This window comes from Streptomyces sp. NPDC006332, assembly GCF_040612855.1.
GTDB lineage: Bacteria > Actinomycetota > Actinomycetes > Streptomycetales > Streptomycetaceae > Streptomyces.
The window spans coordinates 1-22203 of record NZ_JBEXRA010000080.1 but is presented as its reverse complement, the minus strand read 5'-3'; the positions used below and the strand labels follow the sequence as shown (position 1 = coordinate 22203).

The window sequence follows — 22203 nt, the reverse complement described above, 5'->3', positions numbered from 1 at the left end:
CCCTCACGGACCGCTCACCGCTCAGTCGTTCCCGGAAGGGTCAGGCGCGCTGCCACAGAGCGGGCGTGGCGGCGGGCCGCAGCACTCCCTGCGCCTGGTGCGCCTGCAGACACACATAGGTGACACCGTCGTACGTCACCCGAGCTCCGGTGTCGTAGACCCGGCCGCTGACCCACGAACCGGTTGGGGTGGTGGGGGTCCCGGGGGGCTCGGCCTGCGCCGCGTTCGTCTTCAGGACGACTCCGTAGGTGCTGAGCACCGGGTTGATCGGCTGGTAGAAGGTGGTGCCGCCCCTCGTGCAGTCGCCGGAACCGCCGGAGAGGACGCCCTGCGCCTGTGCGCCGGAGATGTAGGGGCCGCCCGAGTCGCCCGGCTCGGCACACACCGTCGTCCGCGTGACTCCGTCGATGGTGCCCTCGGAGTAGGTGACGCTGGTGTCGTGCTGCTGGATGGTGCCGCAGTGCCAGCCGGTCGTCGATCCGGAGCGGCAGACCGCGGCGCCGACCAGGGCCTGCGCCGAACCGGCGACCTGGACGTTCTGGCCGCCCTCCCCCTTGACGTAGGGCGTGGCGGTCCAGTTGCTGTTGGCGGCCACCCACGACATGTCGTGGCCGGGGAAGACGGAGGCCTGGAAGACACCCTGGGCCACCTGGTTGAAGCCGGTGGTGGTGTCGCCCGCCTCGCCGCAGTGCCCCGCGCTGACGAACCCCTGCTTCTGCGCCTTGGTGACGGCGAAGCCGACGGAGCAGCGGGCGATGTCCTCGATGTAGTAGGCGTCGCCGCCCCGGATGTCGTGCAGGGTCCGCGGGCGGTCCGCCGACACCTTCACCTTCGCCAGCGTGCCGTCGATCCTGGCGGCGGTGACGAGAGCGTTCCCGGCGGCCCGGCTGGTGGCCTGGACCGTCACACGGTTGGTGCGCACGTCGATGTAGCGGACGGGTGCCGCGAGAGCGGTGGCCGCGGTGGCGGTGCGGTCCAGCTTCGACTTGGCGGCCCTGAGGTCCGCCAGAGTGTGCCTGACGACCGCGGCCTTCGCTCCGCCGGCCTTGATGGCGGGGGCGTCCGCGGCGTCGGTGGTCGCGACGGTGAGGGCGGCGGAGGTCGGGCCCTGTACCCAGGCCCCCGCGAAGCGCTTGCCCAGGGCGATCTGCAGCCTCCCGGCCCGGGCGCCGGCCTCGGCCTCGTTCTCCAGCCGCTTCCTGGCCTGAGCCTCGGTCAGTTTCAGATCGCGCTGCATCGCGCGCAGCATCGCGAGCGCCGGCGTGTCGGCGCCGAGCGTCCGCGCGGCCGAGGGCGCGTCCACCGGTACGGGGGATGCGGCGGCCGACGCCTCGGGCAGTGCCGTCAGCACCAGCGCGCCGAGCGCGGTCACGGCGGCGCAGGTCGCCGCCATGTGTCTGGGGGGCATACACGTCTCCTTGGTCTCAGGGGGAAAACGCCTCGAACCAGAGCCTTTGCCGCAAGCCGGGCGGATGATGTCAGGCGTCCGCCGGTTCCGCGTATCGGACGACACGGGGGAGCCGCCCGGCGCAACGGGGCGCTGATCACACGGGCTTGAGCCCCGGGGCGCCGGCCTGGTCACGAGAGACTCGGCCCTGGTGATCGCGGCGCCCGGAGTCGTCACGTCCGGAACGGTGTTCACGTCAGCGCGAGCCGTCCCCGCCTCCCGGGCTCGACCCGTACACAGCCGCGCCGTCCGTCGTAGACCTCAGGTGCGGGTCGGCCCGCATGCCAGGGCCGAGAACCCGACAGTGACACGGCCCGCTGGGCCACCCGAGTGGGCCGCCGCGTCATCGCGCGCACCGCGGTCCCCCGCACTCGTCGGCCGGCGCCGGCTGATGCAGACGCCAGATGATTCACGGGGCCGGCCGGCGGGCGCGCGTCCGGAACGGTCGCGCTCACTCGCCCGGCGTAGCGCGTTCACCGCAGAAACGTCACGCGGCCGTGGCCGGGCCCGTGCCGTACGAGAGGCTCCGTTTCCGGGAACGATCGTTATGATGGCGCGCATCGCTCAAACGAACATTCAGCGCTCGGGAGGCCTCGTGCGGGAGCCGGTCGATCTCAGGCATCAGCGGATCGTGGCCGCGGTGGAGGGGCGGGGCAGCGCGCGGGTCAGCGACCTCGCCGCCGAGCTGCGGGTGTCGGTGGTGACGATGCGCCGGGACGTCGAGGAGTTGGCCCGGGCGGGCAGGCTGCGGCGCGGACACGGCGTGGTCCACTCGACCGAGCCCGCACAGCGGTTGCCCGGCAGCGACACCGGCACCGGCACCAGGACTGGCACCGGCACCGACACCCCGGACCCGGACGGCGACACGGTGGCCGTGGTCGTACCGGAGCGGCACTCGTACCTGTACGAGACCCTGCACGGCGCCCGCACGGTACTCGCGGAGGCCGGTCTGCGCATCGCGCTGCACATCGCGCCCCAGACCGCCGGAGCGGAACGCCCGTTGGCGGAGCGGGCGCTCGCGGCCGGCGCGCGCGGCCTGCTGCTGGCGCCCCGGTGGCGCACCCTCGAAGCCGAGGAGACCGACCACGGATGGCTCGCCGCGCTGGAGGTGCCGGCGGTGCTGATGGAGCGGCGGCCACGGGCGGGCAGCGCCCTGCACGCCCTGGACTCGGTGTGTTCGGACCACTGGTACGGCGCGCATCTCGCGGTGGAGCACCTGGTGGCGCTCGGCCACCGGCGGATCGTGTTCGCGACCCGGGACGACAGTCCCACCGCGCGCAGCCTGCGGGCCGCGTTCACCGAGATAGCCGGGGAGCATCCGCTGGTCGAGAAGTGGGCGTGGGCGCTGAGTTCGCCCGGGGTCGGCAGGGACGGGCAGTACACGGCGCAGGAGACGGCGGACGTTCCCACGCTGCTGCGCGAGCTCGGCGCGACGGCGGCGGTGCTGCACAGCGACGTGGACGCGCTGATGGCCGTCCAGCGGTTGACGGAGAACGGCGTGCGCGTGCCGGAGGACTGCTCGGTGGTCGCCTACGACGACGTGCTCGCCGGGCTCGGCACCATCCCGCTCACCGCCGTGGCCCCGCCCAAGGCCGAGGTCGGGCGGGTGGCCGCGGAGCTGTTGTCGCAGCGTCTGAGGAGTGGGCGCGGCCCCGGGTCGCCCGTGCACCGCGTCGAGTTGCTGCCGTCGCTCACGGTGCGGGGTTCGACGGGGCAGCCGATCACCCCGACGGAATGAGCGTTTGACCGCTTTGATTTTCTTCTGATCGATCTATTGACCGTTTGCGGTCGGCGCGATGAGGATTCCGGTGTCCCGAACCGCCGTGTCCCACCGTTCACGCAGAGCCGCGGGAGGCACCATGCTCGGTCGGCCCAGTCGCCGATCCGTGCTCGCCGCGACGGCCGCCGTACCGCTGTCAGGAGCCGTGAGCGCCTGCAGCGGGACGTCGGATTCCTCGTCGCGCAGCACTGGCAAGACCACGCGCGTCACGTTCTGGTCCGCCCTGCGCGGCAGCCAGGAAGTGGTCGACGCCTTCAACAAGACCCACTCCAGCGTCCAGGTCGACTTCCAGCAGATCCCCTCCGGAACCCAGGGCGGGTACGCGAAGCTCAGCAACGCGGCCCGGGCCGGCAACGCCCCCGACGTCGCCACCATCGAGTACCCGCAGATCCCCGGGTTCGCCATCGACGGCGTCGCCCGTGACATCACCGACCTGGTCAGCGACACTCTGCGGCTCAAGCTGCTGCCGCAGGCACTCGGGCTGACCACCTTCCAGGGACGGGTGTTCAGCGTCCCGCTGGACGTCGAGCCGATGGTGATGCACTACCGCCCCGACCTGTTCGACCGTTTCGGCCTGCAAGTCCCAGGGACCTGGGAGGAGTTCGCCGAAGTCGCCCGCGTGGTCCACCGCAAGGCGCCCGAGAGGCGGCTGGTGCTCCTGCCCACGGACGGGGGGCCCCATTTCGCCGCCTGGTCCTGGCAGGCGGGCGCGCAGTGGTTCGACACCGGCAAGGGCGCCTGGAACGTCTCCCTCGCCGACGCGCCCACCCGGCGGGTCGCGGCGTACTGGCAGCAACTCATCGACCGCGACGACGTGTTCATGAACGCCGTGGACAGCAGACAGTCCGACGCGCAGCTCGCCGAAGGGCTGGTGCTCACCCGGCTCAGCGGCGCCTGGGACGCCGGCGCGCAGATGAACGCGCGCCCGGAGCAGAAGGGCCAGTGGCGGATCGCGCCGCTGCCGCAGTGGGACGCCGGGCGCCCGCACGTCGGCACCCACGGCGGCTCCACGTTCGCCATCACCAAGGACAGCCGGGTGCCCGAGGCCGCCATGGAGTTCATCGAGTGGCAGGTGTCCCACCCGGACGCCCTGCGCGCCCGGCTGTCCAGCGGAGCCAGCAGCCAGTACCCGGCGGCCGGTGCGCTGGTCGCCGTCGGGCGCAAGGCGTTCGACCGCTCCTACTACGGCGGCCAGGACATCTACACGCTCTTCCAGCAGGAGGCCGAGAAGATCCGGGACGGCTGGGTGTGGGGGCCGCGGATGACCGCGACGCTGAAGGTCATGCAGGACAACTTCGCCCGCGTGAGCAGCGGTCAGGGCTCCCTCATCGACTCCGTGCGCGCGGCCCAGGACGGCACCATGCCCGACCTGAAGGCCCTGGGCCTGTCCACCACCCAGCACAGCACCTGAGCCGCCCGAAAGGCAGGTGAACTCCCCCATGACCGCGACCACCCAGCAAACGCTTCCCGCCACCGCGCCACCGAGCGCCACGCCGGCCGCCGACCGGCGCGCCCGCAAGGCTGCCCGCCGTCGCCAACTCACCGCCTGCGGCGTGCTGATGACGCCCTTCTTCGCCCTGCTGGTCATCGTCTTCCTGATCCCCGTCGGTACCGCCGTCTACCTGAGCTTCTTCAGCGACGACCAGCCCGGACTCGGCTTCGGCCCCGAACGCACCGTCTTCGTGGGGCTGCGCAGCTACGCGGCGGTCCTTACCGACCCGACCTTCCTCGGCGGTCTGGGCACCGTCGCCCTGTACTGCCTGATCTACATCCCGCTCATGGTGGTCGGCGCGCTCGCCCTGGCCCTGCTGCTGGACTCCGGTGTCGTGAAGCTGCGCGCGTCGGCGCAGCTGGCGCTGTTCCTGCCGCACGCGGTGCCCGGCATCATCGCCGCCCTGATCTGGCTCTACCTGTACACGCCCGGGATCAGCCCGGTCATCGACCTGTTCGCCCACGCGGACATCACGATCGACTTCCTCGGCGTGCACACCGTGATCCCGTCCATCGTGAACATCGCCCTGTGGAGCAACCTCGGCTACAACATGGTGGTCTTCTACGCCGCCCTGCAGGCCGTGCCCCGTGAGGTGATCGAGGCGTCCGTGGTCGACGGTGCCGGGCCGGTGCGTACCGCGTTGCAGGTCAAGACGCCGCTGGTGCGGGCCTCGGTCGTGATGGTCGCCATGTTCACCCTGATCTGGGCGTTGCAGCTGTTCACCGAGCCGATGCTGCTCAGCCAGTCCTCCCCGATGATCAACTCCCGGTTCTCGCCGAGCATGTACATCTACGACGCGGCGTTCACCCGCAACAACTACAGCCTGGCGGCCGCCGCCTCGGTGGTCCTGCTGCTGTGCACGATCGCCCTGTCCTACGGCGTCACCCGCTGGACCAGCAGTGCCGACGCCCAGGAGGTCCGATGAGCGCCACCGACAGCACCCTGCTGCGCCCGCGGCTGCTCGGCCGTACGACGGTCAACGCCGTAGTCCTCGTCTCCGTCCTGTACACCCTGCTGCCCGCACTGTGGCTGGTGCTCGCCGCGTCGAAGGACCGGGACGCGCTGTTCGGCAGCGACCTGCTGTCGCTGACCGACTTCTCCTTCGCGCAGAACCTGCGCGACCTGTTCGCGATGGACGGCGGCCAGTACGGGCGCTGGTACCTCAACAGCCTGCTGTACGCGGTGCTGGGCGCGGGAGTCGGCGCGCTGGTGAGCGTCGCCTGCGGCTACGCCTTCGACAAGTACCGCTTCCGCCACAAGGAGAAGCTGTTCGGTCTGGTGCTGGCGGCGGTGATGGTGCCGCAGACCGTGCTGGCGCTGCCGCTGTACCTGCTGGCGTCGCAGGCGGGGCTGGTCAACACCTTCTGGGCGGTGTTCATCCCGGTCCTGTTCAACCCGTTCGGCGTCTACCTCGGCCGGATCTTCAGCCAGGGCTACGTCCCCGACGAGGTGCTGGAGGCGGCCCGCATGGACGGCGCGGGCGAGCTGACCGCCTATGTGCGGGTGGCGCTGCGGATGCTCGGGCCCGGGCTGGTGACCGTGTTCCTGTTCCAGCTGACCGCGATCTGGAACAACTTCTTCCTGCCCATGGTGATGCTGTCCGACCAGGACCTGTATCCCGTCAGTCTCGGCCTGTACCAGTGGAACAGTTCGGCGACGGTGTCGCCCGAGTACTACCCGGTGGTGATCATGGGTTCGCTGCTCGCCGTCCTGCCGCTCGTCCTCGCGTTCATCCTGCTCCAGCGTTTCTGGCGCGGCGGGCTGACCGCAGGAGCGGTCAAGTGAGCGCGCCGGGGCCGGGGTTCCGCCCGCGGGCCGCCCTGGCGATGTCCCAGGACGCCGCCGGGGCCGTCCTCGACGCCGCGTCGCTCGACGCCCTCGCCCGGATCTGTGATCTCGCCCCGCTCCCGGTCCTCGACGACCTGACCACGCCGCGCGCCCGCCAGGTGCTCGCCGACGTGGATCTGCTGGTCACCGGCTGGGGTTGTCCGCCGCTGGACGCGTCGGTGCTGCGGGCCGCGCCCCGGTTGCGGGCCGTGGCGCACACCGCGGGCAGCGTGCGCGGCCATGTCACCGACGCCTGCTGGGAACGCGGCATCGAGGTGTCCTCCGCGGCCGCGGCCAACGCCGTGCCGGTGGCCGAGTACACCCTCGCGATGATCCTGCTCACCGGCAAGCACGTCCTGGAAAGGGCCCGCGACTACTCCGCCTCGAAGCGGCGCGCGGACTGGCTGCGCACCCCCCGCGCGGTCGGCAACTACCGCCGCACCGTGGGCATCCTGTCGGCGTCGCTCATCGGCCGCAGGGTCATCGAACTGCTGCGTCCGCACGATGTCGAGGTCCTGCTGTACGACCCGTACGTCTCCGACGCGGACGCCGTCGAACTCGGTGTCCAGTGTGTGGAGTTGGCGGAGCTGTTCGCCCGCTGCGACACCGTCAGCGTGCACACCCCGTTGCTGCCCGCGACCCGCGGGCTGGTGAGTCGTACGCTGATCGACTCCATGCCTGGCGACGCGGTGCTGATCAACACCTCGCGGGGTGCCGTCGTCGACCAGGATGCGCTCACCGAGGCCGTCCTGGCGGGCCGCGTCCGGGCCGTCCTGGACGTCACCGACCCCGAAGTGCTTCCGCCCGACCACCCGTTGTGGGACTGCGAGAACGCGCTCCTCACCCCTCACCTGGCCGGCTCCGAGGGCAACGAGTGGCGCCGACTGGCCGACCACACGCTCGCGGAGATCGAACGGTGGGCCTCCGGCGCCGGGTTCCGGTATCCGGTACAACGCGAAAGGCTGGCCTTCCTGGCATGAGCATCCCGTTCGAACTGCCCGCGGAGGACCGCGAGTCGAGCCCGTACACCGGCTACACCCGAGGCCACTGGGAAGCGGTGGCCGACGGGCTGCTGTCGGCGGCGTGGCGCTGGAGCACCCCCGGCGGCGCGCTGCTCGACCTGCCCGGCCGGCCCTCACGTTCGGGGGTGCGCTCCGACGGGCTGGAGGGCTACGCCCGGACGTTCCTCGCCGCCGCCTTCCGGGTGGCGGGAGCCGACGGCGACGATCCGCACGGCTGGCTGGACCGCTACGCGCGCGGCCTCGCCGCCGGCACCCGCACCCCCGGCCACGACGACACCGAGTCCTGGCCGCTGATCCTCGACCACCATGTGCAGGGCCAGCCCATGGTCGAGTCGGCGTCGGTGGCGCTCGGGCTGCGGCTGACGGCACCGTGGCTGTGGAAGCACCTCGACGACGACGTACGGGACCGGACCGAGGAGTGGCTGCGCGGGGCGCTGCGGCACACTCCGGCGCCGAACAACTGGTACCTGTTCCCCTTCACGGTGGCCGGGTTCCTGGAGTCGGTCGGCCGGGGCGACGCCGAGACGGGGGCCGTACGGGAACGTGCCCTGGAGCTGATGGAGACCTGGTACCGGGGCGAGGGCTGGTACGCCGACGGCGACGGACGCGCCTTCGACCACTACAACGGCTGGGCGCTGCACCTGTATCCGGTGCTCGACGCACACCTGGGCGGCGACACGGAACTGTCCGCACGGTACGGCCCCCGGCTGCGCGCCCACCTGGACGGGTTCGCGCTGATGTTCGGCGCGGACGGGGCGCCGCTGCACTTCGGCCGTTCCCTGACCTACCGGTTCGCCGCCTCGGCGGCCGTCGGCCTGGGCGCCCTGACCGGGGACACCCCGCTCTCCCCCGGGACCTCCCGACGGTTGGCGAGCGGCAGCCTGCGGTACTTCCTGGAGCGCGGCGCACTGACCGACGACGGTCTGCTGAGCCTGGGCTGGTTCGGTCCGCACGAGGCGACGCTGCAGTCGTACTCGGGTCCCGCCTCCCCCTACTGGGCGTCAAAGGCGTTCGTGTCGCTGCTGGCGCCCGCGGACCATCCGCTGTGGACGGCCCGCGAGGAGGCCGCGCCCGTCGAGGAGGCCGACCGGGTGCTCGCCCTGCCGGCGCCTGGTCTGCTCGTACAGGCGACCCGCGCGGACGGGATCGTACGACTGCACAACCACGGCAGCGACCATGTGCGCCCGCACGAGGCCGAGGACCCGGGGGCCGACGATCCGCACTACGGACGCCAGGCCTACTCGTCCCGCACCGGGCCGACCGCGACCGGGAACGTGGCCGACAACCATCTGTCGCTGGAGGTGGCCGGCCGGCGCAGCGTGCGGCGGCGGATCCGTCCGCTCGGTGCGGGGCAGGGCGACGGGTGGGGCTGGGCGGCGTCCTCGCACCAGCCCGTGTTCGCCGGTGGGCCGCCCATGGTGCCGGGGCTGCGGGTGGAGAGCGTGACGGTGGCGCACGGGCCGTACGAACTGCGGGTGCACCGGGTGGTCGGGGCTCCGGCCGGGACCCGGGTGACGCAGACCGGGTGGGCCGCCGGCCCCGAGGAGGACCTGGTGTCGACGCTGCACGGCCCGTACGGGTGGAGCGGGCCCGCCGAGCCCGCCCGTGCCCCGCAGGGCACCGCGTTCACGCGCTGGGCGCGGGTGCCGCGGCTGGTGGGCCGGGCCGGGGGCACCACGGTGCACGTCTGTGTCGCGCTGCTGACCGGCGGGACGACAGCGGATGACCCCGCTCGGGCCGTCACGTCCGTGACGGTGGACGGGGCCGAGGTCGAGGTGGGATGGGTCGGGGCGCGGACCCGGATCTCGTTCGAGCCGCTGCGGGTGTCGCACGAACCGGTGTGAGGGGCGGTGCGGGTGACGGCCGGGCCGACCGGGCGGTTCGTTCGCGGATCGTGCGCGGCCCGGCCACCTCACCGCCCACGCGGATCGTGCACGGCCCAGCGCCTCACTCGCCCACTCGGCGTCGGGCGCCTTGACGCGTCGGACCACGAGAGGACGCGGCACAGGGTCATGGCGCCCCCTCTCGTGTTCCCGCCCGCGCAGGTCAGGACGCCGAGCACGACCCCAGTGCCGGAGTCGCGGTGCTGCCGTTCTTCATCACCGTGAAGCCGAAGCTGGTCGACGCCCCGGCAGCCAGCGAGCCGTTGCCGTTGGGCTTCATGGTCATGGTGTTGCCCGTGCTGTCCCAGCTGGGCGTCCCGTTCCAGGTGGTGGAGATCTTCTGCGGCGAGGTCACGGTGACCGTCGTCGTCCACGTGCTGATCGCCGAACCGCCCGCCGTGACGGTCACCTTGCCGTTGAAGCGGTCGCTCCACTCCTCCTGCTTGCTGTAGGAGACGGTGCACGCCGCCGTACCGCCACCGCCGCCCGAACCCGAGCCGCCGAGCGCCGTGAGGACGGAGGTGTAGGCGGACTTCTTGTTGTAGTTGCCGTCGAACAGCAGCGGTGTGCCACTGGCCCGCCAGGAGTACTTGTCGGTGACGCCCCACACCGTGATGCCGGTACAGCGCGACACGGCCAGGCAGGCGTTGACGACGTTGCTGTAGCTGTTGGCCTGGGCGGTGCCGGAGCCCTCGATGTCCAGCTCGGTGATCTGGACGTCGACGCCGAGGTCGGCGAACCGCTGGAGGTTGGCCCGGTAGTCGGCGGGCACCGGGGAGGCGCTGTTGAAGTGGGACTGGAAGCCCACGCAGTCGATCGGGACGCCGCGTGCCTTGAAGTCCCTGACCAGGTTGTACACCGCGTTGCTCTTCGCGTTGACACCGTCGGTGTTGTAGTCGTTGTAGCAGAGCTTGGCGGCCGGGTCCGCGGCGCGCGCGGTGCGGAACGCCTCCTCGATGAAGCCGTTGCCGAGCTTGTCCTGGAACGGCGAGCTGCGCCGGGCGCCGCTGCCGCCGTCCTGGAAGGCCTCGTTGACGACGTCCCAGGAGTGGATCTTGCCCTTGTAGTGCTGCATGACCTGGGTGATGTGGTTGTTCATCGCCGTTCTGAGGTCCGCGGCGGCCAGCGTGCCGACCCAGCCGGGGAGTTGGGAGTGCCACACCAGGGTGTGACCGCGGACCTTCATGCCCTTGCCCTGCGCGTGGCTGACGATCTGGTCGGCCGAGCCGAAGGAGAAGGAGCCCCGGGTGCGCTCGACGGCGTCCCACTTCATCTCGTTCTCGGGTGTCACGGAGCTGAACTCGGTGTCCAGCGTGGAGGCGTACGCCGACTCGCCCAGGTGGTTCGCGGCGACCGCGGCACCGAAGTAGCGGCCCTTGCCGGCCGCCGCGGAGCCCAGGGTGCTGGCGGCGTCCGCGGTCCCGGACAGGGCGGCGACGCCGGTGGCGGCGAGCAGACCTGCCAGCCCCAGGGCGCCGATGGACTTGCGGGTGACCATCTCGTCCCCCTTCTTCTGATTGTCGGATCTTGTTGGGGTCATGACACTTCGAAACTTTCGAACATGATTCCGAAGGGTGCGGGAGACGTTACGACCGGGTCCTCGCACCGTCAACGCCCCGTGCACGGACCACTTCCAGTTGTTTCAAGAAGGCCGATCAGAAGGGAGGTTCGCTCTGGGTTCCGAAAGTTTCGACGACGCTCATCGCTCGATCACCGGCCGTGCGGTGCCTGTACGTCGCTTGTCACGCCCGGACGAAGGCTCGCCCTTCAGCACTCACCTCCGGCAAACACCGCCCCGATCCACCCGGCCCTCGCCCCATGCGCTGCCATATTCGAAGGCCACTTCGGAGGTGGCTGTGACGACTGAGGCGACAACGTCCGAGGCAAGGCAGACCGCGCCGTACGTGCCCGACGGCACCGCCGACCGCATCGCCGACCTGGAGCGGCGTCGGACGCGGGCGGTGTCCCCGGGCGGGGCCAGAAGACGCGGGGAGTTCGACGCCCGGGAGCGGATCGACCGGCTGGTGGACGCCGGCTCGTTCACCGAGACCGGGCTGTTCGTCCGGGCCCGGTCCGCCGGTGACGGGGCCCGGCGCCCCCACGGCGACGGGGTGGTCACCGGGACCGGCACCGTCGACGGCCGCCCGGTCTGTGTGTTCGCGCAGGACTCCGGCGTCTTCGGCGGCAGCATGGGCGAGGCGTTCGGCGAGAAGACCATCGCCCTGATGGACCTCGCCCTGAAGACCGGCTGCCCGGTCGTCGGACTCAACGACGGCGGCGGCGCCCGGATCCAGGAGGGCGTCGCCTCCCTCGCCCGCTACGCCGAACTGGTCCACCGCAACGTGCGGGCGTCCGGGGTGATCCCGCAGATCTCGGTCGTGCTCGGACCGTGCGCGGGCGGGGCCGCCTACTCGCCCGCGATCACCGACTTCACGGTGATGGTGGACGGCGCGTCGCACATGTTCGTCACCGGACCCGACGTCATCGAGACGGTCACCGGTGAACGCGCCACCGCCGAGGAACTGGGCGGCGCGCACACCAGCAACACCGTCAACGGCAACGCCCACTTCCTCGCCGCCGACGAGGAGGACGCCCTCGACACCGTGCGCGACCTGCTGTCGTACCTGCCCCCCAACAACCTGGAGCGGCCCCCGGAGTACGCCCCGGCCCCGCCGAGCGCCGACGGTGTGCCGCTCGACGAGGTCGTCCCCGACCGGCTCGGGCAGGCCTACGACATGCGCGACGTGCTGCGGGCGGTCGTCGACGACGGTGAACTCCTCGACGTGCAGGAGCTGTTCGCGCCGAACATCATCTGCGCCCTGGCCCGCGTGGAGGGGCGTTCGGTCGGGGTCGTCGCCAACCAGCCGCTGCACGCGGCCGGCGTCCTCGACATCGACGCCTCCGAGAAGGCCGCGCGGTTCGTGCGGTTCTGCGACGCGTTCGGGATCCCGCTGCTGACCTTCGCCGACGTCCCCGGCTATCTGTCGGGCGTCCGGCAGGAACGGGGCGGCATCATCCGGCGCGGCGCCAAGCTGCTGTACGCGTACGCCGAGGCGACCGTTCCCAAGGTCACCGTGGTGGTGCGCAAGGCCTACGGCGGCGGGTACGCCGTGATGGGCTCCAAACACCTGGGCGCCGACGTCAATCTCGCCTGGCCCACCGCACGGATCGCCGTGATGGGTGCCGAGGGCGCGGTGGGCCTCCTGCACCGGCGCGAACTCGCCGCCGCCGACGATCCCGAGGCGCTGCGCGCGCGGCTGGTGGCCGCCTACGAGCGCACCCACGGCACGCCCTACCTCGCCGCCGAACGCGGTTACGTCGACGCGGTCATCGCGCCGCGCGAGACCCGCGACCAGGTCTGCCGGGCCCTGCGCACCCTGCACGGCAAACGCGCGCCGATGCCGCAGCGCCGGCACGGCAACATCCCGCTCTGACCGGACCGCACGGCCCGGCCGGCCCACCTGCCCGACCCGTTCGCACCGCCCCGCCCCCCTGGCCAACGCCCACCTGCCACAGCCCGCCCCGCCCCGCCCGACCGACCCGCGCCACCCGCGAGCCGCCCCCGCGTCGTGAGGAGCCCCGCCACCCATGGACAGCCGCCGCCCCCCGCTCGCGCCCCCGTGCCGGACCCTGCCGGAGTACGTGCGGCACTGGGCCGAGACCACGCCCGACCGCCGGGCGTTCACCTTCGTCGACCATCCCGACCCGCACTCGCGCGGCGTCCACCGCACCCTGACCTGGCGGCGCCTGGACGCGCGGGTACGGGCGGTGGCCGCCCATCTCGCCGCCGAGGCCGAACCCGGGGCGCGGGTCGCGCTGCTGTGCCCCCAGGGCACGGAGTACGTCACCGGGTTCCTGGCGACGCTGGCGGCCGGGCTGGTCGCCGTACCGCTGTATCCGCCGGGCCTGCCGGGGCACGCCGACCGGCTGTCGGGGGTGTTGGCCGACGCCACGCCCACGGTCGTGGTGACCACCAGCCGCGTCCGCGCGGAGGTACGGGACTTCTGCGACCGCGCCGCGGTACGGGTCGTCGCCGTGGACGAGGTGCCCGACTCCGCCGCCGGGAACTGGCGTCCGGTCACGGTGGACGAGGACGCGATCGCCTACCTGCAGTACACCTCGGGGTCGACCCGGGCGCCGGCCGGCGTGGAGATCACCCACCGGAACGTCGTCGCCAACGCCTGGCAGGCACTGACCGCATACGGGGCCGACACGCGTCCGGTGACCTGCGTGGGCTGGCTGCCGCTGTACCACGACATGGGGCTGGTGCTGAGCGTCGCCGCTCCCGTCGCCCGCGGGGTCCCCTCGGTGCTGATGGACCCGGCCGCGTTTCTGCACCAGCCGGCGCGCTGGCTGCGCCTGCTCGCCGCGCACCCGCGGGCGATCAGTGCCGCACCCAACTTCGCCTACGACTACTGCGTCTCGGCCGTCACCGCCGAGCAGAAGGCCGGACTGCGGCTGGACCAGGTGGCCGCGCTGATCAACGGGAGCGAGCCGGTGCGCCCCGCCACCGTCGACCGCTTCCACGCCGCGTTCGCCGCGCAGGGACTTCCCGCGGACATCCACTGCCCGTCGTACGGGCTGGCCGAGGCGACCGTGTTCGTCAGCGCCGCCCGGCCCGGTGAGCCGTTGCGCCGGTTCGCGCTCGACCGGGACGCCCTCGCCTCCGGAAAGGCCCTGCCCGCGCGCCCGGACGACCCGACGGCAGTCCTGCTCGCGGGCTGCGGCACCCCGGCGGGCCAACGGCTGCGCGTCACCGACCCCGCGACGGGCACCGTCCTGTCCGAGGGGGAGATCGGGGAGATCCGGGTGCAGGGCCCCAACATCGGCCGCGGCTACTGGAACCGGGCCACCGAGAGCCGCGGCGTCTTCGACACCGGGCCCGAGACCGAGCCCGCCGAGCGGACCGGGGGCCGGTGGTTGCGCACGGGCGATCTGGGGACGGTGCTGGACGGCCGGCTGGTCGTCACCGGGCGGCTGAAGGACCTCATCGTCGTCGACGGGCGCAACCACTACCCGCAGGACATCGAGGCCACCGTCCAGGACACGCATCCGGCCGTGCGCCGGGACCGGCTCGCCGCCTTCTCCGTCCCGGGACCGACCGGCGAGCGGGTCGTGGTGGTGGCCGAGCACACCCGGTCCACCCGCGTGTCCGAGATCGACGTACCGGCCCTGGTGCGGGCGGTGCGCGGGGCGGTGTCCACCCGGCACGGGCTGCGGCTCGCCGACGTCGTCCTCGTGCCGCCGGGGGCCGTGCCCCGGACGTCCAGCGGGAAGGTGTCCCGGGCGTTGACCCGGGCGCGCCATCTGGCGGGCGCCTTCACCGAGGCCTTCACCGAGGCCGGCGCGGCGCCCGAGGACGCGCGATGAGGGCCGTCGGCGAGGCCGCGCTGCGCCGCCTGATCGCCGAGCGGGTGGCCGCCTGGAACGACACGCCGGTCGGGTCGGTCGCGATGGACCGGCCGCTCGCGGACCTCGGCATGTCCTCCCGGGACGCGGTCGCCCTGGCCGGGGAACTGTCGTATCTGCTGGGCCGCGAACTGCCGTCGACACTGCTGTGGGAGACACCCACCGGTGACGCCCTGGTGGCGCGGCTGTGCGGCGAGGCGGAGGAAGCCGATCCGGTCCCCGTCGAGGACCGGTCGGCGCCCGGCCGGTCCGGCGAGCTGTACCAGCCCTACGAGCCCGTCGCGGTCGTCGGGGTCGGCTGCCGGCTGCCCGGCGCGGTGCACGGGCCCGCCGACTACTGGCGGCTGCTGGACGAGGGCACCGACGCGATCCGCCGGGTGCCCGAGGACCGGTGGCGCGACTTCACCCCGTTCCCACCCGCCGACATGCCCGCGTACGGCGGCTATCTCGACGACATCGCCGGGTTCGACGCGGACTTCTTCCACATCACCCCGCGTGAGGCCGCGGTGATGGACCCTCAGCAGCGGATCCTCCTGGAGGTGGTCCACGAGGCGCTCGCCCACGCGGCCGTCCCCGCCGCGTCCCTCGCCGGCACCGCCACCGGTGTCTTCGTCGGGATCTCCGCTCCGGAGTACGGGCAGCTCACCGGCGCCGACCCGGCCGTCGTCGATCCCTGGGCGCCGGCCGGCGGGGCCCTCAGCGTGGCGGCGGGACGGCTGTCCTACGTCCTGGACACGCGGGGTCCGAGCATGGCCGTGGACACCGCCTGTTCCTCCTCGCTGGTCGCCGTGCACCACGCCTGCGTCAGCCTGCGCACCGGCGAGAGCGACACGGCGATCGCGGCCGGCGTCAACCTGCTGCTCTCCCCCACAATCACGCTGGCGTTCCAACGAGCGGGAGCGCTGGCCCCGGACGGCCGGTGCAAGCCGTTCTCGGCCGCCGCCGACGGCATCGGCCGCGGCGAGGGCTGCGCGGCCGTCCTGCTGAAGCGGCTGTCGGACGCCGAGCGGGACGGCGACCGCGTGCTGGCCGTCATCCGCGCCACGGCCGTCAACTCCGACGGCCGTTCCGGGGGCCTGATGGCACCCAACCCGGCCGCCCAGCGGGCCGTGCTGAACACCGCGTACGCGCGGGCCGGCCTCGCCGCGGCGTCCGTCGACTACGTCGAGGCGCACGGCACCGGCACCCCGCTCGGCGACCCGATCGAGGCCGGCGCGCTCCACGCCGTGCTCGGCCAAGGCCGCGATCCCGACCAGCCGCTGCTGGTCGGCTCCGTGAAGGGCAACCTCGGCCATCTGGAGTCGGCGGCGGGCATCGCGGGCCTGGTGAAGACGGTGCTGGCCCTCCATCACGACCGCATCCCGCCGTCCCTGCACTGCGCGGACGGCAGCGCCCTGGGCGAGGAACGGCTGCGGGTGGTGACGGAGACCGAGCCGTGGCCCCGCTACGGCGGCACGGCCACCGCCGGTGTCTCCGGCTTCGGGTTCGGCGGCACCAACGCCCACGCCGTACTGGAGGAATGGCGACCCGGCGCCCTGGTTCCGGACGCGGGCGGAGAGCCCGTCGCCCAGCTCTTCCCGCTGTCCGACGTCGACTTCGAACGGGTCCGCGACACCGCGGGCCGGCTCTCCGACTGGCTGCACACCCCCGAGGGCTCCACCGCTCACCTCGCCGACCTGGCCCGCACGCTCACCGGACGCACCGGCCGCGGGCGGGCACGCGCCACCGTGACCGCCCGAGACCGGGCCGAACTAGCGGACGCGCTGGGCGCGTTGGCACGTCAGCGTCCCCACGCGCGAGTCGTCACGGGCGAGCGCGACCGCGTCGGGTGCGGCCCGGTGTGGGTGTTCTCCGGATACGGCAGCCAGTGGGCCGGCATGGGACGGCGACTGCTGGCGGAGGAGCCCGCGTTCGCCGCCGCCGTGGAGAAACTGGACCCTCAGCTCACCGCGGAGTGCGGACTGTCGCTCTACGACCACCTGGCGACCGGCGGTGATCTCGACCGGCTGGAGGTGGCTCAGCCCGTCCTGTTCGGGCTTCAGGTGGCGCTCGCCGAGTTGTGGCGTTCCCGGGGCGTGGAACCCGTGGCCGTGATCGGCCATTCCCTGGGCGAGGTGGCCGCCGCCGTGTGCGCGGGCGCCCTGGACGTTCCGGACGCGGCCCGGATCGTCGCCGTACGCGCCCGGCTGCTCAGCGGGCTGAGCGGCGGTGCGATGGCCGTGGTCGACGTACCGGACGACGAACTGGACGGACTGCGGCGGGACTTCCCGGGCGTGCATGTCGCCGTGCACTCCTCTCCCCGGCAGAAGGTCGTGACCGGGCGGGAGCAGGACGTGGCCGCGTTCGTGCGGCGGCTGGAGGAGCGGGGCCGGGCCGCCCGGGTCATGCGGGTGGTCGGCGCGGGGCACTCACCGCAGGTCGACGCGCTGCTGCCGGAGCTGACCGAGGCCCTTGCCGGTCTGCGGGGACGGTCGCCACGCGTTCCCGTCTACTCCACCGTCCTCGACGACCCGCGCGGCGTGTCCCGTTTCGACGCCGCCCACTGGGCCGCCAACCTGCGACGGCCCGTGCGTCTGGACCGGGCGGTGGCGGCTGCCGCCGAGGACGGTCACACCGCGTTCGTCGAGATCTCCCCCCACCCGGTCCTCGGGCAGGCCGTCGTGGACACCGTCGCGGACGCGTTCGTCATCGGCACCCTGCGCCGGGGCGGCGACGACTCGGCCGCGTTCACCGCACAGCTCGGCGCCCTGTACACCGCGGGGCTGCGGCTGCCGGTGCCGTCCGGCCGGGTGGTCGACGTGCCCGTACCGCGGTGGCGGCATGTGCGGCACTGGTGGACGGACGGGGTCCGGGACCGAACTGGCGAGCCGACCGGCGCGCCGCCTGCGGCGCGGGGTGTTACGGCGCCCGGGGCAGGGGCCGGATCTGATGCCGACGCCCGCTCCGATTCCCGTTCCGACTTGCGTTCCGCTTCGGTCGTGGACCGTCTGAGGTATCACGTCGCCGCGGTCACCGGGCACCCGTCGGCGCGCGTCACACCCGGCACGGCGTGGGCGGACCTCGGTCTGGACTCGCTCATGGCGGTCCGGATCCGTGCGTCCCTTCAGTGCGAGTTCGGGGTCGAGCTGCCGCTGCGTGACCTGCTCGCCTCCGAAACCGTCGCGGAGGCGGCCGACCGGATCCGGCGCAGTCTCCCGCCGTCGGCTGCGTCCCCTTCGGGGGCTTCGGCGTCGGCGCCCGCTTCGGTGCCGCCCCTTGTTTCCACTTCCGCTTCCACTTCCGCTTCCGCTTCCGCTTCCGCGGCGCGTTCGACGACGGGCGGGGACTCCCCGTTACGGGTGCTGCGCGGCACCGGCACTCGGCCTCCCCTCTTCCTCTTCCACGCCGCCGGCGGCTCGACCGACGTCTACCGGCGACTCGCCGAACGGCTCGGGGACGACCGGCCGATGTACGGGCTGGAGCGGCAGGAAGGGACAGCCACGGTGGCGGACAAATCACGCCGGTGTGCCGAGGCCATCGCCGCCGCGCACCCCGACGGCCCCTGTCTGCTGGGTGGTTGGTCCTTCGGCGGCTTCGTCGCCCAGGAGACCGCACGGCAGCTGACCGCCGCCGGGCGCGCCGTGGACCTGGTGGTGCTCATCGACTCCGTACGGCCCCTCCCCCGGCCCGGCCACACCCCGGCCGACCGGATCCGCGCCCACCTCGCCGGGTTCGCCGAGTACATCGGCGACACCTACGGCGTCCCGCTGGAGCTGCCGTACGACGACCTGGTGGCCGTCGAGGACGACGGCGAGCGCATCGACGCCGTGCTGCGGGCCGTGCGCGAGGTCGCCGACGTGCCGCCTGCCGCGCTCGCGCACCAGCGGGCCTCCTATCTGGACCTGCGGATCGGCGAGGCCCACCGGCCGGGCCGGTACGACGGGCGGGTGGTGCTGTACCGGGCCCTCGAAACGGCACCGCACACCGTGCGCGACCCGGCGTACGAACGCGCGGACGAGGCGCTGGGCTGGGACGAGGTGTGCCCACGTCTGGAGGTGGTCCCGGTACCGGGACACCATCTGTCGCTGCTCGATCCGCCGCACGTCGACGAGATCGCCGTACACCTGCGGCGGGTGCTCGCCGAGCCGACCCACTGAACCGCGCCCCGAGCGGCCCGGCCGCGACGGGAACCCCGAGCCGGAAATCTAGGAGCCGCCATGTCCCCCCACTCCACCCCCGTGTCCCGACGCACCGTCACCAGAGCGGCGGCAGCCGCCGGGCTGGCCGTCCTGTTCGCAGCCGGGCGTGCCCGGGCCGCGACCCAGGTCGGGCCACGCACCCTGGACGTGTCCGTGCCCTCCGCGGCGCTGGGCCGCAGCGCGCCCGTCCGGCTGATCCTGCCGTCGTCCTTCGCGAGTCAGCCGAACCGCACGTACCCGGTCCTGTACCTGCTGCACGGCGCGCACGACGACTACACCTCCTGGACCCGGGAGACCGACATCGAGGCGTTCACCCAGGGCCGCGACCTGATCGTGGCGATGCCGGACGCCGGTCCCACCGGGATCCCGACCGCCTGGCGCAACGGGCCGGACTACGAGACCTTCCAGTTGGAGGAGGTGCCCGCACTGCTGCGCCGCGACTACCGGGCCTCGGGGGTGCGGGCGGTGGCCGGGGTCTCGACCGGCGGGTACGGGGCGATGGCGCACGCGGCCCGGCACCCCGGCGCGTTCGGCGCGGCGGCCTCCTACAGCGGCATCCTCGACACCACCGCTCCCGGCGTGCCGTCCATCATGGACACCATCGTGGCCCGCGAGAACCTGGCACCTGCCTCGCTCTGGGGCAATCCGATCCTGAACCTCCTCACCTGGCGGGACTTCAACCCGCGCGCCCGCGCCCAGGGCCTGCGCGGCACCGCCCTGTACGTCTCCAACGGCAGCGGGGTCGGGGGCGGCGGCGGTGATCCGCTGCCCGGGGTGCTGGAGAGTGCGCTGTGGCCCTCGGCGCATCTGTTCACCGGCGCGCTGGCCCTCCTCGGCATCTCGGTGACGACGCACTTCTACAACGGCGGAGGGCACGACTGGGCGTACTGGAAGCCGGAGTTCGCCGCGTCGTGGCCGATGCTCGCCCGTGCGCTGGGGCTGCCCGAGTGACGTCGGAGCCATGGGGGCACGGAACGGAGCGCAGGGACCGTCCGTCCAACACGGGACGTCCCACTCGCCCCATGGGAAGCACCCCACGGGTGAGCCGCTTCCGGGTGAAAGGAGTGTCCGCGATGGCTGTTCCCGCCCCCCACGGCGATCTGACCGTCCCCGGACCCGCACCGGTACCGCCCGAACTGGCCAAAGTACTGCGCGACCAACTGGAGTCGGTCGCCGACGAGGTGGAGGAGGAAGTCAGACGACAGGTCCCCGAGTACGCCCGGCCCGCCGACGGGACCTACCGGGAGAACCTGAGAGCCGGGGTGGTGCAGGCGCTGACCCTGTACGTCGACCACATCGCCGATCCACGCGGACGGGGCGACGCGATCGCCGCGACGTACTACGAACTCGGGCGCGGCGAAGCCCTGGAGGGCCGCAGCCTGGACGCGCTGCAGTCCGCGCTGCGAGTCGGCGGGCTGCACGCCTGGCGGCTGATGGGACGTACGGCGGAGGAGATCGGGCTGGACTCGACGGTCGTGGCCGCGCTGGGCGAACTAGCTTTCCAGACCGTTCACGAGGTCGCCGAGGCGGCGGCCGCCGGCTACGCGGAGGCCCGGCTGCGCAGCACGGACGAGCTGGAACGGCGTCGAAAACGCCTGCTCGACCTGTTGCTGGGGGACGGGCCGGTGTCGCTGGAGGCGGTGCACGATCTGGCGCACGGCGCGCGCTGGTCGGTGCCGCGTCGGATCGCCGTCGTCGCGCTCGCGGCCGGCCCGGAGCAGCGCGAGGAGGACCGGCCGCTCGCCGCGGCGGGCGCGCTGGTGGACATGGCCTCTCGGCCGCCGCGCATGCTGGTGCCCGATCCGGACGGCTCCGGCCGGTTCGGGAGGGCGTTCACACTCGCCCTGCGCGGCCGGCCGGCCGCGATCGGGCCGACCGTCGCGCTCACCGAGGCACCGCGGTCGCTGCGCTGGGCCAGCCGTGCTCTGGGACTCATGGGCCGTGGGATCCTGCCCCGGCAGGGGGTGGTGCGGTGCGACGACCACCTCTCGACGCTGCTGCTGTACGGCGACGAGCCGCTGCTGGCGCAGGTGCAGGCGCGAGTCCTCACCCCGCTGGACTCCGTGTCGGCGGGGCAGCGTCCCCGGCTCGCCGAGACACTGCTGGCCTGGCTGCTCAGCGGCAGCAACGTCCCCGACGTCGCCGCACGGCTGCACGTACACCCGCAGACGGTCCGCTACCGGCTCCGGCAGCTGGAGAAGCTCTTCAGCCAGGCGCTGCACGAGCCCGAGACCCGGCTGGACCTCGTGCTGGCGCTGCGCGCCGAGGCGTTACGGAATCAGGGGGCGGAGAGCCGGTGAAAAACTCCCGGAAGCGATGCTCATGCGGGCACAAAAAGACGCGGTAATTCCATAATCCGCTGCATAACAGTCCACCTGGAAAAGCGAATACGTTCGGGACCGTTCCTTTTCGCAGGCGCGTCAAGCGCCCCGCACGCAGAGGATTCCCCCATGCGTATCCGCTTGTGCCTCGCCGCTCTCTCTCTGGTCGGCGGGGCCGGACTGGCCACCCTCTCGGCCCCCACAGCCACGGCCGTGGCCTGCACCGACATCGACGTCGTGGCGGCCCGCGGCACCTTCGAACCGGGCACCCTCGGTTTCATCGTCGGCGACCCGGTGTATTCGGCCCTCCAGAAGAAAATCACCGGAAAGAGCCTGTCCAGCTACAAGGTGAACTACCCGGCGGACCTTTCCCTGACCTCGGCCGCGCAGGGCAACTCGGACCTTGTGAACCATGTCAGGAGTCAGGCCGCCGCATGCCCGAACCAGCGTTTCATTCTGGTGGGCTATTCGCAGGGCGCGAACGTCGTCGACAACTCGATCGGTATCAGCAGCGCGGGCGCGGTGGTCGGCAGCCCGATCGTCGCCACCATCCCCGCCGCCCTCGAACCGAAGGTCTCCTCCGTGCTGCTGTTCGGCAACCCGATCCGGGCGCTCGGCAAGAGCGTCACCGGGACCTACCAGAGCCGCACCATCGACTTCTGCGCCAAGGGCGACCCCGTCTGTGAGAACGGAGGGGGTGACGTGGGGGCGCACCTCGGCTACACCGCTAACGCGGACGCGGCGGCGGCCTTCGCCGCCGGCCGGTGCAGGTGGACCGCTGCTGGATAGGCGGCGACAACTACGGCATGGGCCTCAGCGCCGGCCACTACATCGGCGCAAAGCT

The 22203-nt window shown here is 72.7% G+C and carries 14 protein-coding genes; 12 read left to right on the top strand and 2 right to left on the bottom strand.

The features are described from left to right. Positions 1–40 precede the first annotated feature (40 nt). Positions 41–1408, bottom strand: a complete 1368-nt coding sequence (locus ABZ027_RS40015) for a trypsin-like serine protease (RefSeq protein WP_356777433.1) — start codon at positions 1406–1408, stop codon at positions 41–43. A 634-nt stretch (positions 1409–2042) separates the two neighbouring features. Between ABZ027_RS40015 and ABZ027_RS40010 the strand changes: the two genes are divergently transcribed. The 6 genes from ABZ027_RS40010 to ABZ027_RS39985 all read left to right on the top strand — a co-directional run bounded on the left by ABZ027_RS40010 (position 2043) and on the right by ABZ027_RS39985 (position 9412). Further along, positions 2043–3185 carry a substrate-binding domain-containing protein gene (locus tag ABZ027_RS40010; protein ID WP_356777431.1) on the top strand — a complete coding sequence of 381 codons (1143 nt, stop codon included), beginning with the start codon at positions 2043–2045 and terminating at the stop codon, positions 3183–3185. Positions 3186–3306: 121 nt separating this feature from the next. Further along, entirely contained in the window at positions 3307–4638 is a 1332-nt protein-coding gene (locus ABZ027_RS40005; RefSeq protein ID WP_356777429.1) for an extracellular solute-binding protein, read from the top strand. A 28-nt stretch (positions 4639–4666) separates the two neighbouring features. Beyond that, positions 4667–5644 carry a sugar ABC transporter permease gene (locus tag ABZ027_RS40000; RefSeq protein ID WP_356777427.1) on the top strand — a complete coding sequence of 326 codons (978 nt, stop codon included), beginning with the start codon at positions 4667–4669 and terminating at the stop codon, positions 5642–5644. Continuing rightward, entirely contained in the window at positions 5641–6504 is an 864-nt protein-coding gene (locus ABZ027_RS39995; RefSeq protein WP_356777425.1) for a carbohydrate ABC transporter permease, read from the top strand. Before ABZ027_RS40000 ends, ABZ027_RS39995 begins: the two co-directional genes overlap by 4 nt. Before the next feature lie 41 nt (positions 6505–6545). After that, positions 6546–7526 (top strand): hydroxyacid dehydrogenase, encoded by a 981-nt coding sequence (locus tag ABZ027_RS39990; RefSeq protein WP_356777451.1) that lies wholly within the window; start codon positions 6546–6548, stop codon positions 7524–7526. Further along, positions 7523–9412, top strand: coding sequence for a DUF2264 domain-containing protein (locus tag ABZ027_RS39985; RefSeq protein ID WP_356777423.1), 1890 nt, complete (start codon positions 7523–7525; stop codon positions 9410–9412). Before ABZ027_RS39990 ends, ABZ027_RS39985 begins: the two co-directional genes overlap by 4 nt. Positions 9413–9614: 202 nt before the next feature. On the opposite strand, the gene ABZ027_RS39980 is transcribed toward ABZ027_RS39985, so the two are convergent. Next, positions 9615–10949 carry an endo-1,4-beta-xylanase gene (locus ABZ027_RS39980; protein WP_356777449.1) on the bottom strand — a complete coding sequence of 445 codons (1335 nt, stop codon included), beginning with the start codon at positions 10947–10949 and terminating at the stop codon, positions 9615–9617. A gap of 352 nt (positions 10950–11301) precedes the next feature. Between ABZ027_RS39980 and ABZ027_RS39975 the strand changes: the two genes are divergently transcribed. The 6 genes from ABZ027_RS39975 (at position 11302) to ABZ027_RS39950 (ending at position 22148) form a co-directional block, all read left to right on the top strand. Beyond that, positions 11302–12885, top strand: a complete 1584-nt coding sequence (locus ABZ027_RS39975; RefSeq protein WP_356777421.1) for an acyl-CoA carboxylase subunit beta — start codon at positions 11302–11304, stop codon at positions 12883–12885. A 154-nt stretch (positions 12886–13039) separates the two neighbouring features. Then, positions 13040–14821, top strand: a complete 1782-nt coding sequence (locus ABZ027_RS39970) for a fatty acyl-AMP ligase (protein WP_356777419.1) — start codon at positions 13040–13042, stop codon at positions 14819–14821. Then, positions 14818–18996: a type I polyketide synthase gene (locus ABZ027_RS39965; protein WP_356777417.1), complete on the top strand. Its 4179-nt coding sequence runs from the start codon at positions 14818–14820 to the stop codon at positions 18994–18996. The genes ABZ027_RS39970 and ABZ027_RS39965 overlap by 4 nt, the downstream gene beginning before the upstream one ends. A 60-nt stretch (positions 18997–19056) precedes the next feature. Beyond that, positions 19057–19989, top strand: coding sequence for an alpha/beta hydrolase family protein (locus ABZ027_RS39960; protein WP_356777415.1), 933 nt, complete (start codon positions 19057–19059; stop codon positions 19987–19989). Positions 19990–20111: 122 nt separating this feature from the next. After that, positions 20112–21338, top strand: a complete 1227-nt coding sequence (locus tag ABZ027_RS39955) for a helix-turn-helix domain-containing protein (RefSeq protein WP_356777413.1) — start codon at positions 20112–20114, stop codon at positions 21336–21338. Between the two features lie 150 nt (positions 21339–21488). Further along, entirely contained in the window at positions 21489–22148 is a 660-nt protein-coding gene (locus ABZ027_RS39950; protein WP_356777411.1) for a cutinase family protein, read from the top strand. Positions 22149–22203: the final 55 nt, after the last annotated feature.

Coding starts and splice junctions, on each gene's coding strand:
- ABZ027_RS39960 (WP_356777415.1), top strand. CDS start 19,057: ATGTCCCCCCACTCCACCCCCGTGTCCCGACGCACCGTCACCAGAGCG.
- ABZ027_RS39950 (WP_356777411.1), top strand. CDS start 21,489: ATGCGTATCCGCTTGTGCCTCGCCGCTCTCTCTCTGGTCGGCGGGGCC.
- ABZ027_RS39990 (WP_356777451.1), top strand. CDS start 6,546: ATGTCCCAGGACGCCGCCGGGGCCGTCCTCGACGCCGCGTCGCTCGAC.
- ABZ027_RS39980 (WP_356777449.1), bottom strand. CDS start 10,949: ATGGTCACCCGCAAGTCCATCGGCGCCCTGGGGCTGGCAGGTCTGCTC.
- ABZ027_RS39995 (WP_356777425.1), top strand. CDS start 5,641: ATGAGCGCCACCGACAGCACCCTGCTGCGCCCGCGGCTGCTCGGCCGT.
- ABZ027_RS40000 (WP_356777427.1), top strand. CDS start 4,667: ATGACCGCGACCACCCAGCAAACGCTTCCCGCCACCGCGCCACCGAGC.
- ABZ027_RS39955 (WP_356777413.1), top strand. CDS start 20,112: ATGGCTGTTCCCGCCCCCCACGGCGATCTGACCGTCCCCGGACCCGCA.
- ABZ027_RS40005 (WP_356777429.1), top strand. CDS start 3,307: ATGCTCGGTCGGCCCAGTCGCCGATCCGTGCTCGCCGCGACGGCCGCC.
- ABZ027_RS39970 (WP_356777419.1), top strand. CDS start 13,040: ATGGACAGCCGCCGCCCCCCGCTCGCGCCCCCGTGCCGGACCCTGCCG.
- ABZ027_RS40015 (WP_356777433.1), bottom strand. CDS start 1,408: ATGCCCCCCAGACACATGGCGGCGACCTGCGCCGCCGTGACCGCGCTC.
- ABZ027_RS39985 (WP_356777423.1), top strand. CDS start 7,523: ATGAGCATCCCGTTCGAACTGCCCGCGGAGGACCGCGAGTCGAGCCCG.
- ABZ027_RS39965 (WP_356777417.1), top strand. CDS start 14,818: ATGAGGGCCGTCGGCGAGGCCGCGCTGCGCCGCCTGATCGCCGAGCGG.